Source organism: Acinetobacter sp. YH01025 (genome assembly GCF_013420185.1).
GTDB lineage: Bacteria > Pseudomonadota > Gammaproteobacteria > Pseudomonadales > Moraxellaceae > Acinetobacter > Acinetobacter indicus.
Genome location: NZ_VOYR01000001.1, coordinates 289,700 through 303,063, shown reverse-complemented (window position 1 = coordinate 303,063; position 13,364 = coordinate 289,700). Strand labels below are relative to the sequence as shown.

Here is a 13,364-nt window from a genome sequence, read left to right as displayed (position 1 = left end):
TTATGCGCCTCGTACTGCTTTCAGTGCTTCAGCCACAGCTTTCTTGAAGCGGGCAATCACTTCTACACACTCTTCCTGATTAATGATCAGCGGGCAAAGTAAACGGATTACCGTACCGCCACGACCACCTTTTTCTAACAACAGTTTGTTGTCAAAACATGCAGCCTGAATTGCAGCAGCCAGTTGTGAATCTGCAGGATAAGCACCTAAACGGTCTTTTTCCTGACGCTCATCTACAATTTCAACACCAATCATTAAACCGCGGCCACGTACGTTACCGATACATGGGAATTCAACTGCCAGTTTTTTCAGTTCAGCTTGCAGGAAGTCGCCACGCTCTTGCGCATTTTGCGCCAGGTTTTGTTCTTTAATGGTGTTGATTGTCGCCAGACCAGTACCCATTGCCAGCTGGTTACCACGGAAAGTACCGGTATGGCCTGCTGGTTGCCAAGCATCAAACTTACGTTTAATCCCTAACACCGCCAGTGGCAAGCTACCACCAACCGCTTTCGACATAACCACTACGTCTGGCTCAATACCAGCATGTTCATAAGCAAACATTTTGCCTGAACGCGCAAAGCCTGCTTGAACTTCGTCAAGAATCAACACGATGTTGTGTTTTTCAGTCACTTCACGGATTTTTTTCAGCCATTTGGTAGGCGCAGTAACCACACCGCCTTCACCCTGAATTGCTTCAAGAATTACAGCAGCCGGTTTAGTAACACCGCTTTCCACATCTTCAATGAAGTTTTCGAAATAGTAAGTCAGTGCATCCACACCTGCTTCACCGCCAAGACCCAACGGGCAACGGTATTCGTGTGGATACGGCATAAATTGTACGCCCGGCATTAAACCGTTTACGGCATTCTTGGCAGACAGGTTACCTGTCATTGCCAGCGAACCGTGAGTCATACCGTGGTAGCCACCTGAGAAGCTGATTACAGAGCTACGGCCGGTAAATGTTTTTGCAAGCTTGATTGCTGCTTCTGTTGCATCTGCACCAGATGGACCACAGAACTGCAAGCAATACTCTTCTTTGCCACCTGGCAGGTAAGCAAGAAGCGCTTCAGTAAATGCATCTTTTAAAGGTGTAGTTAAATCTAAAGTATGTAAAGGAAGACCACTCGCGATGGTGTCTTGAATACTTTGAATCACCGCAGGATGATTATGGCCCAAAGCCAATGTACCTGCCCCAGCTAAACAATCCAGGTACGTCGTACCCTCAACATCGGTAACCCAGCAACCTTGTGCCTTCGCTATCGCTAACGGTAATTTACGAGGATAACTACGCACATTCGATTCCATCTGACTTTGGCGAGTCAAGTAGTATTCGTTTGTGGAATTGGTGGCAGGGTTTACAGAAGTAACGCTCATATCGAATTACCATCTCTGATATGGGTTGAAGAAATAAGTCGGGTGACTTGTGGTCCTTTGACTCGGTGCTTTATAAAAATCTAGTTAGATGATCTAGATAATATTCAATAACTAGGAGCGCGATGATACCTAATTTTTCAGGAAAATAAACCGCTTTTGGCATTTTATCGAGCTAATTTTATCGAAAAGTTCTATCGGTCTAACCATTAGATTGAATTATCATCTTACAATGTGACAGCAGAAAGAAAACCGCATTCTTGATATTTTTTTTAACCCTATGTAAGTTGCCTGCAGAATTAAACCCACTATTAAATATAACATATTGTTTTAAAATAAATAATCAAGCCATTCCGAGTCAGTAGATTTTATTATTTTTTTACAATCCCACCACAAACTCTGCAAAAATTAGCCATATTGCTTGGCTAATATGCTTTGATAGATAAATACCTATAAAAACAGGACAAAATCATGCGTTTTATTACTCTCTCCAGTTGCTTATTGGCCGCCACAGTTTCAGGTAGTGCCTTGGCGCAGACCACCGAAAAACTGAACTATAACCTGATCAATGTTCAGGCAGAAGCCAGCCGTCAGGTATCCAATGACCAGATGAATGCAGTGCTGTATATCGAGCGCAGTCATAAACAGCCTTCTGAACTGGCCAATCAGATCACCCAAATTATGAATCAGGCGATGGCCACAGCGCGAAAATATCCAACGGTTAAAGTAGAAAGTGGTTCACAGTCGACTTATCCGGTTTATGACAATGACAGTCAGAAACTGAAAGAATGGCGCGGTCGTGCCGAAATTCATCTGGAAAGTACCGACTTTAAAGCCGCCAGCCAGCTCATTGGCGAGCTGCAGCAGCGCCTGCAAACTCAATCGGTACATTTTAGTGTGTCAGATAGCCAGCGTAAGAAAGTCGAAAATGAGCTACTAGTTGAAGCTTCGAAAAACTTCCAGCAACGCGCACAGTTATTGACCCAGGCCTGGAATAAATCAGGCTATCAACTGGTCAATCTGAACATGAATACCAATAACTATACCCCGCGCCCGATTGCAATGCGCGCCAATACCGCCAAGTTTGCAGTGGCTGAAGCAGCACCTGCACCGGATATGGCTGCCGGTGAATCGAAGATGACGGTGAATGCCAACGGGACGATTCAGTTTAAGTAAATTGCTCGTTACCTCTATTTCCAAAATAAAAAATCCCGCTCGGAAGCGGGATTTTTGTATTTCTTAAGTTGAATCTGTATGGCTTAGTAAATCGCCATATGATTGCGATGGATCATTTCCAGCGAACGTGCTTCACCTAACACCTGATGCACTTTGTCCGAGGCCAGACCTTTAATAATGTCTGCTGAACGCGAGCTAAAGTTCACCCGCCCGACAGCCACCCGATGGCCTTGACGATCGACACATTCCACCACATCACCACGCTCGAAATGCCCTTCCACGGCGCGTACACCCACCGGTAACAGGCTACGATGATTTTCCTTGATGGCTTTTACCGCACCTTCATCCAATACCAGACGGCCTGCGGTTTGCAGATGCGCCGCTAGCCATTGCTGATGTGCGGTGATACGATCATTGTCGGTAATAAACAGCGTACCAAGCATTTCGCCATCCATCAGACGGGCCAGTACATTATCACTTTCACCGCTGGCAATTAAGGTTGGACAACCCGATTTGGCTGCTAAACGCGCTGCACGGACTTTGGTCAGCATACCGCCACGGCCAAACTTGCCACCACCACCGGCCATATCGAACAGGCTTTCATCTAAAGCACGTACGGTATGGAACAGTTTGGCATCCGGATTAGAGCGCGGATCAGAATCAAACATGCCTTGCTGATCGGTCAGGATAATCAACAGATCCGCATGTACCTGTCCGGCCACCATAGCTGCCAGGGTATCGTTATCACCAAAACGGATTTCGTCAGTGGAAACCGTGTCATTTTCATTAATCACCGGAATCACGCGCCAGTCAATCAGGTGCTGCAAGGCATCACATGAATTGAGATAACGGCGACGATCTGCCAGGTCATCATGAGTTAATAACACTTGCGCAGTTTTAATGTCGTGTTTTTCCAGCACGCTGGACCAGGTTTGTACCAGACCCATTTGACCAATGGCCGCACAAGCCTGAAGACTGGGTAGATCAGTGGGTCGATTCTCTAGTTTCATTCGAACCATGCCTTCAGCCACAGCACCGGAGGACACCAGAATAATCTCGTGTCCTGCATTATGCAGATCTGCAATCTGATTCGCCCAATGCGAAATTGCATCCAGATCTAAGCCTTTCCCGTTTGCTGTGAGTAAAGATGATCCGATTTTAACAACGATTCGTTTACAACCCTGGAGCTGACGTTGCCCATCTACCACTTCTATCATCTTGTCCTCAGTTACTCTTCATCAAGAGCTTAACGTACGTAATATACTTCCATTTCGCCATCATCTTCATCGTCATCATCGAAGTCATCGCCCTGACCCGCCAGACGTTGCTGACGACGCATTTCACGATAAGCTTCTTTAGCGGCGATGGTTTGCTCGCGTGTTTCAGCTTCAAGCTGGTCACGGAAGGCTTTCATTTCTGCTGCATAGTCTGGATCTTCAACTTCGCGTTCGCGTTGCTGTTCAATCTGATCCATCAGGTAGTACACCACTTCTTTGGTACCTTCAGACATTAGGCCCGAGGTCTGGAATACCGGACCCTCCCATTGCAGTTCTTCCAGAATATGTTTACACCATTCTTCGCGTGAATCTTCCGGTAATTGGTCGAGCTTGTTCAGCACCAAGACTACTGGCAGTTTGGCCAGCGTTGGCGAGAATTTTTCCAGCTCGTTCAAAATGGCACGGGCATTGTGTGCCGGATCTGAACCATCAATTGGCTGTACATCGACAATGTGCAGCAGAATACGGGTACGCGCTAGGTGTTTCAGGAAGCGAATCCCTAAACCAGCCCCTTCTGCGGCGCCTTCAATCAGACCTGGAATATCGGCCATCACAAAAGAACGATGACGATCGGCATCGACCACACCCAGGTTTGGCACCATGGTGGTAAACGGATAGTCTGCAACTTTTGGTTTTGCGGCCGATACTGCACGAATAAAGGTTGATTTACCGGCATTTGGCATACCCAGTAAGCCAACATCTGCCAGCACTTTCAGCTCTAAACGGATTTCGCGGAATTCACCTTTCACACCTGTGGTAAATTTACGCGGGGTACGGTTAGTCGATGATTTGAAGTGAGTATTCCCCAAACCACCATCACCGCCCTGGGCAACCAGTACTTTCTGACCGTCTTCGACCAAGTCAGCAATAATGTCACCAGAATCTGTATCTACAATCGTGGTGCCTACCGGTACTTTCAGCACCACAGATTCACCACCACGGCCAGCACAGTTTGCGCCTGCACCATTTTTACCGCGCTCAGCACGGAATTTACGGGTATAACGATAATCTACGAGTGTACTGGTGTCGTCATCGGCCTGAATATAAATGCTACCGCCACGACCACCATCACCACCATCTGGACCACCAAATGGTACGAATTTTTCACGGCGAAAACTGGCTACGCCATTGCCACCGTCGCCAGCCTCTACGGTAATGACTGCTTCATCAACAAAGCGCATCTTGCCAATCCTCTAAAAACTTTAAAACCGCCTATTCTGCCATATTTTAAAGGATTTCTCGAATAATTTATGCAGCAAATCTATTGTGCTCACAATTCTTTTTACAATTTGTGTGTCGCCATCTAAAAAGCGCAATCTAGCTAAAACCGGACAGCGCTTATTTTTTTCCAAGCATGATATTCAGCAATCAAATGATTGTTTTTTCTTATTTCTATTTTCAGTCCACAACACCTATAGTGTGCTACTCGCTGACTTGAGAAATTGTTATGTCCTCCCCAACCGCCACGCCAGTGCTGTCCCCTCAATTTGTATTACTGATGGCGCTGGCCTGTGGCCTCTGTGCCGGTTCTGCCTATTTTAACCAGCCACTCATTTATTCAATTGAAAAAAGTCTGGGCATTAGCACCAGTCAAGCCGGCTTTGCTGTAGTAGTCGCGCAAATTGGTTATGGTTTAGGACTTATGCTATTGGTGCCACTGGGTGATTTACTCAATAAACGCAAGCTAATTGTTAGTCTGATGGTCTTCGCGGCAATTTCACAAATCCTGCTGTCTTTGAGCAGCAGCCTGTCTGGACTGTATTTCTTTACCTTATGTGCCACTTTTGGTGCGATTTCTGCGCAGGTGTTAATTCCGTTTGCCTCGACCATTAGTCCGCCGGAATCGAGTGCTGCCATTGTCGGTAAACTGATGAGTGGTCTGGTGATGGGGATTATTCTGTCGCGCACCTTTGCCGGTTTTGTATCGACCTACTGGTCTTGGGAAGGTGTGTATTTATCTAGCGGAATACTGACCTTGGGCTTTGCCCTGCTGATGTGGCACAAACTGCCGAATACCGAGCCACAATCCGGTTTAACGGTGACGGGGATTTATCGTTCCTTATTTAAACTGGCGCAGCATCATCCGCATTTAATTCGCCGTGCCTGTGCCGGCGCCTTAGGCTTTGGCATTTTGTCGATGGTCTTTACCTCAATGACCTTTGTCTTGGGCAGCGCGCCTTATCATTTTAGTGATTTTGAAATTGGCCTGTTTGGCTTACTTGGCGTGATCGGGATTTATTCGGCCAGCTGGTCGGGGAAAACCGTGGGACAAGGCAAGGAAAATCTGGTTGCAACGCTATGTATTTCCCTGATGCTGTTGTCCTGTATTCCGCTGTTTTTTGCCCAGCAGAATATTGTGGTCTACGCGATTGGGGTACTGATGAGCTATTTTGGCCTGACCGCATTTCACGTATTAAACCAGAACCTGGTCTATCGGATTGATATTAAAGCGCGTTCAAGAATTAATGCGGTATATATGACCATTTACTTTTCAGGGGCAGCCATTGGTTCACTGGGTGCGGTGTATGCCTGGGAACATTTTGAATGGATTGGCTGTGTGGCACTTGGACTAATCTTTGCGCTTGGCATTTTAGTGATTGACCGTTTTGATTTTAAAAAGATGAAACAGGCTTAAAATATTTTGATCCATCACTGCTCATGACTCATTCATAAGATAAATCCTGCAAGTTCCTTCTCCCTTTGGGAGAAGGCTAGGATGAGGGGCTGTTATGCTGAATGAGAAGTTTAAACTAGCTTATAAAAATATTTCTTTTTATTATTGTTGATCAATTGCATAGCGCATTAACTTCTGACCTAACGCGATAAAAGTATGACCCATTTCTTTTCCAAGCCTAGATACTCGATAATCAATAAACTCGATATTTTTCGACGTTAACCTCCGCGAATAGCTTGAATATAATCCTATTCTTTTATGATTAAATTATTTAATCCTATCCTTTAAGCTTTGATCTCCAGTCGTGTCTTCCAGAAATTGAAAATGAGCCCAACATGTTTGTGCTTAAGTTATGGAATTCGGCTATGAAATAAAAGTCAAAATAATGGCATAGACCACTAAAAGTGACGCGGCCAGATGTTCAGAGGGTTTCATTATTGCTTCCCCACCCGCAACTTAATGTCTATTTTGAAACGCGCGCTTTATTCTCTAAAATCTCAGGCAAACTACGCTCTACCCATCCAATCAAGTAATTTAACTTTTCAGACGCTTGCGAACCCAAAATCGTCAGCTGATATTCTACTTTTGGTGGCACAACGGGATAAACCGTTCTTAATATAAAACCATCTTGTTCCAGCATTTTTAAAGTCTGCGCTAACATTTTCTCGCTCACCCCTTCAATACGCTGCTTTAACTCGCTAAAACGATGTACACCATCACTTAAACAGCGCAGAACCAATACCGACCATTTATTGGTTAAGTGTTCCAAAATTTCACGCGATGGACAATCTGTGGATAAAACTTGACCAAGCAATTTACTGGTTTCATAAGCTGACATAAAAATCTTTCCTGTGGGTAATAAGCTTACTTTTTGGTATGTACTTACATTTAGTAAGTTAACAGATTAGTATTTAACCATCAAGATTATTTTTCAAACAATATTGGAGTTAGATATGAATATTGCGATTACAGGTGCAACTGGTCAGTTGGGTCAATTGGTGATCCACCATCTTCTAAATTTAAGTTCAGAACATCACCTTATTGCGTTGGTCCGTAATATTGAAAAAGCCCAGGCACAATTACCGCAAGGCATCGAAATCCGCCACTTCGACTACGACAAAGCTGACAGTTTAAGTACCGCATTATTGGGCGTAGATAAGTTACTTTTAATTTCAGCCAATGAAATTGGTCGTCGTACTGCACAACACCAAGCTGTAATTGAAGCCGCCCAGGCGAGTCAAGTTCCCTATATTGCCTATACCAGTTTGTTAAATGCAGGTCACTCCAGTTTAGGCTTGGCACAGGAACATCGTGAAACTGAAAAATTGATTCAAGAAAGTGGATTGAGCTATACCCTGCTTCGCAACAACTGGTATATCGAGAACTATTTGGGTGCGTTAACCCAAGAGATCCAACATGGCGCAATATATGGTGCAAGTGGGGATGGTCAAATTAGTGCCGCGTCTCGTGACGAATATGCTGAAGCAATTGCACGTGTATTACTCACGGATACCCATCTGAATAAAACCTATGAGTTGGCATCAAGCCAAAGCTTTACTAAGGCTGATCTTGCTCAAGCCATCTCCGAAGTGAGCCAACAACCAGTGCAGTACAATAACTTAAGCCCTGAAGCCTTTGAGCAACTGTTGCTACAGGTGGGCTTAGACAAGGGTTTTGCCAGTTTCTTGGCAGATGTCGATGCTCAAACCCAAAATGGCGTCATGTATAGCCAAAGTCAGGATTTGCAAACGTTACTGGGACGTCCAACCGCAAGCATCACAAGTATTTTGCAGAAACTGATCTAAAGTCAGCTTCAGTTTATGGATGGATCTGGCTCAGTTTCAGATCCATTTTCATATCCAGATTGGCATGTGTGCGTCGCTCAACATTACGCATCGTGGCATTAAATCCAGAAACTTTCTGCAAGGTCATTGGATCATTCAGATTTAATTGCGGCGCAAATTGATGCAGCAAGCGAACCTTTAACAGCTCATGAAATTCCAGACCGACCGGGCCATTAAATAAAATCTTGACCGGCAGCCGATAGGTGCGCTGCAAATGAAACGGCACACTCATTTTAATTGGAATATCCAGCTGTAACGGCAGTTTGGGCAATAACGGATTCTGATAGATTAAATCGGTGCTGGTCTGTAGTGGCATCAGCTGATCAATTTGAATATGGGTTTTATAGTCCACTTTTACATCAATCGGTGTGGTGACCACAAATTGCAGATTGGCCGGATATTTGCCTTCCAAAGGCAATTGCACCTGCTGATCCAGCTGAATTTCAGTATCTAAATGGCCTTGGGTATGGGCCTGTAAATAATTGCCGACCTCAATATGAGTAGGTAAACCTTCCGGTAACAACAACCGCGCTTTTTGGGCATTGACATACATCGAGGCCTGAATATTTAAATACAGCCAGAACAGAAGTGCGACCAGCGCAGCTACAATCAAACCCAACACAAGCTGATGGCGAAGTGAAGAAAACATCTTGCATGCTCCTCTACTCGACCATTTGTACAGTAGTCTGTGGCTGCGCCGTTTCGGCCGTCGCCAGACGGATACTGTTTAAAGGAATATTCAGCTCACCCTGCTCAATCTTAATTGGTAAGGTATTTTTTACATCCACCGAGGCCTTCAGCGCGGTTTGAATTGGCACATTTAAATGACCTTGTACCGGAATCTGGGTATTCAGTGTGGTTTTTAATGGAATATTCAGGTTTTCTTTTAATACAGTTTTTACCGGCGCATTAAATTTTAAATGGACTTTTTGCGCCAGCGGCACATCCATATAAATAGGGACATCCAGCACAATGGGAATGGTGCCTTTGAGCGGCAAACTGATGTCTTTACCCATTAACCTGACTTTGACCTGGGTATCAACCGCCAAGGGCTGGTTAATTTTTAGGGTTTCCCGCACCGGAATGGTGGTACGAATTGGGACATGCGTATCAAAATACACCCGTGGATTTAAGGTTTGGGTCAGCGGAATATCCAGATTTTCCTGAATGGGAATAACCGCATTGACCCGGCCACTGACATTGACATCCAGTGCATCATGAATTTTAACTTCGGCTTGGAGTGCTTCCTGCAAATCAATATTGACCTGCTGGTTTTCGAGCGGAATATAAATCTGAAAATGCCGAAAAATCCATAAGGCAATTGCTACACCTACCATGGCTGCCAGCACCATCAAGATTATGCCGCGGAGCATCAATCTGTTTGGCAACGGTTTATCCTATCTGTCATTTTTGTTTTTCTCGACAGAAATTGTGCCCAAAAATCGTGATACGGTTTGCAATTTTTTGTATAGCGTCTTTGCTTATTATTTTAATGAAAGATAAAAAAGAGCCTCAAATGAGGCTCTTTCTGGTCTGCATTACAAATTAAGCATTTGTTTCAGCAGGAACTTTTGGATAGCTTACGCCGCCCATCTGTTCAGCGATACGCAGTACCTGGCAGCTATAGCCCACTTCGTTGTCGTACCATACATAAGCCGTTAAACGGTTACCTGAAGTGATGGTTGCTTGCGCGTCAAATACACCTGCAGTACGTGAACCGATGAAGTCAGAAGATACCACTTCAGTCGAGTTGGTATAACCGATCTGACCTTGCAGGTTCGAGCTGATTGAGATTTGACGGATGTATTCGTTCACTTCGTCACGCTCAACTTCTTTCTCAAGCGTCAGGTTCAGAATCGCCAGTGATACGTTTGGTGTTGGAACACGTACAGAGTTACCGGTTAACTTGCCTTTCAGCGCTGGAAGTGCTTTCGCAACTGCTTTCGCTGCGCCAGTTTCAGTAATTACCATGTTCAATGTAGCAGCACGGCCACGACGGTCAGCTTTGTGGTAGTTGTCGATCAGGTTCTGGTCGTTAGTGAACGAGTGAACTGTTTCAACGTGACCGTTAAGCACCTTGTATTTGTCGTCTAACACTTTCAAGGTTGGCGTGATTGCGTTTGTAGTACAGCTTGCTGCAGAGATGATGGCATCTTCATCAAGAATGTCGCCCTGGTTTACACCATAAACAACGTTCTTCATGTCACCTTTACCAGGTGCAGTCAGAATGACACGTGCTGCACCTGGGCATTGCAGGTGCTGAGCCAGACCGTCAGCATCACGCCATTTACCGGTGTTGTCGATTACCAGTGCATTGTTAATACCGTATGCAGTGTAATCTACTTCAGACGGGTTAGATGCATAGATCACTTTAATGAACTGACCGTTCGCAATAATTGCTTCGTTTTCTTCATCAACAGAAATGGTGCCAGAGAATGGACCATGGATCGAGTCACGACGTAATAAAGACGCACGTTTTTCCAAATCACCATCTGCAGATTTACGCACTACGATGGCTTTTAAGTTCAAGCCACGGCCAAGACCAGACTGACCAATCATTAAACGTGCCAGGATACGACCGATACGACCGAAACCGTAAAGTACAACATCACGGCCTTCTACAGAAGTTGGACGACCTTCAACCGCTTTGACTGCAGCTGCTACAAATGCATCTGCATCGCCGCCTTGCTCTTTAAAGGCAACCGCAAGTTTACCCAGGTCGATTTCAGCAGTACCAATGTTTTCAACTTTTGCTAATGCTTCAAGAATCGGGAAAGTGTGTACAACTGAAAGCTCAACGTCCATCATACGCGTGAAACGGTGTGCTTTTAAAATCTGAATCACTGAACGGTTAACTAAAGAACGTCCAAATACTGAAACAACAATATTTTTCTCACGGTACAGCTTACCGATCAAAGCGATCATTTGTTCCGCGATTTCTTCACGGTTTTTCCAGCGACCTTGGTGCTCTGCGTGTAGGGCGATGATAGTCTCTTTGCTCACAGATACGTCCTCTAATTAATTGTATATCTAGGCATAAAATTCAAAACCCGACAATTGTAATGGAATTGGCGGCAAGATTGAATCAAAAGCTGTCTAAGACCGCTCTATTTTGCTATATATTCAGTATAAATTTGCAAAATAGTTGTAATTATTTTTATGATTTCGCTCCTAAATCTTTAAAAACCGCTATTTTTCATATAAAAAAGAGTAAGTTATCTGTTTGTTGCTTTATCAGACAAATTTTACCGACTGATAACAATATTTTTTGCTATTCCAGCCGGTCCTGATAGTTCTGGACATTTTTTTGCAAGGCCCGCTCCTGCCGTTTCTGTTTCAGTACATGCAGTACACCTTCAATCACCAGCAGCAATACCGCCAGCCAGATTGGAATGTAGGTCAGCCATTCATCGGCTTCAACACGCTCGCCCAGCATCATTGAGGCGAAAGCCAGCAACACCGGTTCCAGATAGCTAAGCAAACCAAAAATCACAAAAGGCAAATAACGGCTGGCCAGAATATAACTGCCCAAACCTAAGGCACTTAAAAAGCCCAGTCCCAGCACAGCCCAGATCAGATGCGAGTAATTCAACAGCAATGCCATGCTGTCGCTATAAACAAAGCCCAGATAAAACGCGACTGGTAAAATCAGGAACAGATCCCACCAGAAACCGCCTAAATTGTCGGTTTTAAACTGACGGCGTAAAAAGAAATACAAAGGATAAGCCAGCGCCACATACACAGTTTCCCAGGCCACACTGCCAATGCGCCAGATTTCATGTCCGACGCCCAGTACGGCTAGCGCCACCGCCAGCATTTGCCAGCTGGACAGTTTTTCCTTATACAGCACACAGCCAACCAGCACCATCACCAGTGGCAACAGGAAATAACCGAGCGACACTTCCAGACCACGGCCGTTAATTGGCCCCCATAAAAACAGCCACAGTTGCGTGGTACATAAGAACGAACTGATCAGCAGCCACAGCAATAAAAGCGGCTGTTGTAGCACCCGCCTGAAAATCTCGGCCACATGCTTTAAATCACCACTCCACCACATAAACAGGGTGATAAAAGGCAAGGTGGACAGCATGCGCCAGGCAAAAGTTTCTTCACTGTCTAAAGGTTGCAGAAACTGGGTATAGAAATACAGCACACCAAAAGTGACGGATGCCAATACAGACAAAGCAACGCCTTTATACATCTTTCACTCCTGATCTTTGCCGAGCGCTGATTATACTCAGTTCATCTCCGGAAAACTCTGTTCGTGCATGAATTATTGACCGAAAAATAAAAAACCATGCCGGAGCATGGTGTATTTTTAGTAGGAGATTGCTTTAACGGGCTGTCTGTTTGGTGTGAATAATATCATCCAGGTTATAGCCTAAAGATTTGGCATATTCGAGATATTCATTGATCACTTCCGGATTAGCCTGCGGGGTACGCGACAACACCCACATATATTTACGATGTGGCTCACCGACCAGCACAGTCTGATAATCTTCATCCAGTTTTAGTACCCAGTAATCACCGCGACCAATTGGCATCCAGCGGATAAATTCTGGCAAGAAGCTGACTTTCAGTTTGGTATTAAATGGCGCATTTTGTACAAAGGCTTCACCAATGGAGACGGTTTGTTCGCCATTTTTGGTAATGCAGCGATTATCGACCTTGATGTTGCCATTTTCATTTAAGGTATAGGTCGCCGTGACATCCCGATCACATTTATTCTGGAACGACATCGGTTTACGTGCTACCTCATACCAGACCCCTAGGTAGCGATCCAATTCTACTTTTTCAACAGTCGGCAACGGTTCTTTTTGGGCATAAGCCATGGTGGCCAGCCCTAAACCGACCAGCACTGCCCCGCCTACGGCAATTTTTGCCAATTTATAACTCGCTTTAGGGAGATTATTCGTTTTCATCAGGTCACCTTATAGCTTCAATATTGTTCTGGAGTTCTCAGCATACTTGGCTAAATTAACGGTAAATTCAGGTATTTACTGTTGTGTTATGTAAGGAGTT

The 13,364-nt window shown here is 44.8% G+C and carries 12 protein-coding genes; 3 read left to right on the top strand and 9 right to left on the bottom strand.

Annotated features, from left to right (window positions below):
• Complete coding sequence (locus tag FTT89_RS01420; protein ID WP_005176742.1) at positions 1 to 1,374, bottom strand: diaminobutyrate--2-oxoglutarate transaminase; 1,374 nt, start codon at positions 1,372 to 1,374, stop codon at positions 1 to 3.
• 468 nt (positions 1,375 to 1,842) lie between these two features.
• Here FTT89_RS01420 and FTT89_RS01415 point away from each other — a divergent pair, with 468 nt between their 5' ends.
• Positions 1,843 to 2,547 (top strand): SIMPL domain-containing protein, encoded by a 705-nt coding sequence (locus tag FTT89_RS01415; protein ID WP_163145952.1) that lies wholly within the window; start codon positions 1,843 to 1,845, stop codon positions 2,545 to 2,547.
• Between the two features lie 83 nt (positions 2,548 to 2,630).
• Here FTT89_RS01415 and proB read toward each other — a convergent pair whose 3' ends face one another.
• The gene (proB, locus tag FTT89_RS01410; RefSeq protein ID WP_005176735.1) at positions 2,631 to 3,764 is read right to left on the bottom strand and encodes a glutamate 5-kinase; all 1,134 of its coding nucleotides are present in this window, start codon (positions 3,762 to 3,764) and stop codon (positions 2,631 to 2,633) included.
• Between the two features lie 29 nt (positions 3,765 to 3,793).
• Positions 3,794 to 5,005 carry an Obg family GTPase CgtA gene (cgtA, locus tag FTT89_RS01405; RefSeq protein ID WP_016660051.1) on the bottom strand — a complete coding sequence of 404 codons (1,212 nt, stop codon included), beginning with the start codon at positions 5,003 to 5,005 and terminating at the stop codon, positions 3,794 to 3,796.
• Between the two features lie 266 nt (positions 5,006 to 5,271).
• Between cgtA and FTT89_RS01400 the strand changes: the two genes are divergently transcribed.
• Positions 5,272 to 6,459 (top strand): MFS transporter, encoded by a 1,188-nt coding sequence (locus tag FTT89_RS01400; RefSeq protein WP_180006685.1) that lies wholly within the window; start codon positions 5,272 to 5,274, stop codon positions 6,457 to 6,459.
• A 502-nt stretch (positions 6,460 to 6,961) separates the two neighbouring features.
• Here FTT89_RS01400 and FTT89_RS01395 read toward each other — a convergent pair.
• The gene (locus FTT89_RS01395; protein WP_016660049.1) at positions 6,962 to 7,336 is read right to left on the bottom strand and encodes a helix-turn-helix domain-containing protein; all 375 of its coding nucleotides are present in this window, start codon (positions 7,334 to 7,336) and stop codon (positions 6,962 to 6,964) included.
• A gap of 115 nt (positions 7,337 to 7,451) precedes the next feature.
• On the opposite strand from FTT89_RS01395, the gene FTT89_RS01390 reads away from it, so the two are divergent.
• Entirely contained in the window at positions 7,452 to 8,303 is an 852-nt protein-coding gene (locus FTT89_RS01390; protein WP_180006686.1) for an SDR family oxidoreductase, read from the top strand.
• Between the two features lie 13 nt (positions 8,304 to 8,316).
• Here the strand turns inward: FTT89_RS01390 and FTT89_RS01385 are convergent, their stop codons facing one another.
• The 5 genes from FTT89_RS01385 to FTT89_RS01365 form a co-directional block, all read right to left on the bottom strand.
• Positions 8,317 to 8,991: a hypothetical protein gene (locus tag FTT89_RS01385; protein WP_180006687.1), complete on the bottom strand. Its 675-nt coding sequence runs from the start codon at positions 8,989 to 8,991 to the stop codon at positions 8,317 to 8,319.
• 13 nt (positions 8,992 to 9,004) lie between these two features.
• Complete coding sequence (locus FTT89_RS01380; protein WP_373688334.1) at positions 9,005 to 9,694, bottom strand: MFS transporter; 690 nt, start codon at positions 9,692 to 9,694, stop codon at positions 9,005 to 9,007.
• Between the two features lie 193 nt (positions 9,695 to 9,887).
• Positions 9,888 to 11,345 carry a glyceraldehyde-3-phosphate dehydrogenase gene (locus FTT89_RS01375; RefSeq protein WP_075167798.1) on the bottom strand — a complete coding sequence of 486 codons (1,458 nt, stop codon included), beginning with the start codon at positions 11,343 to 11,345 and terminating at the stop codon, positions 9,888 to 9,890.
• 268 nt (positions 11,346 to 11,613) lie between these two features.
• Positions 11,614 to 12,543 carry an EamA family transporter RarD gene (rarD, locus tag FTT89_RS01370; RefSeq protein WP_168395057.1) on the bottom strand — a complete coding sequence of 310 codons (930 nt, stop codon included), beginning with the start codon at positions 12,541 to 12,543 and terminating at the stop codon, positions 11,614 to 11,616.
• A 133-nt stretch (positions 12,544 to 12,676) separates the two neighbouring features.
• Positions 12,677 to 13,264 carry a lipocalin family protein gene (locus FTT89_RS01365; protein WP_005176705.1) on the bottom strand — a complete coding sequence of 196 codons (588 nt, stop codon included), beginning with the start codon at positions 13,262 to 13,264 and terminating at the stop codon, positions 12,677 to 12,679.
• Between the last annotated feature and the right edge of the window lie 100 nt (positions 13,265 to 13,364).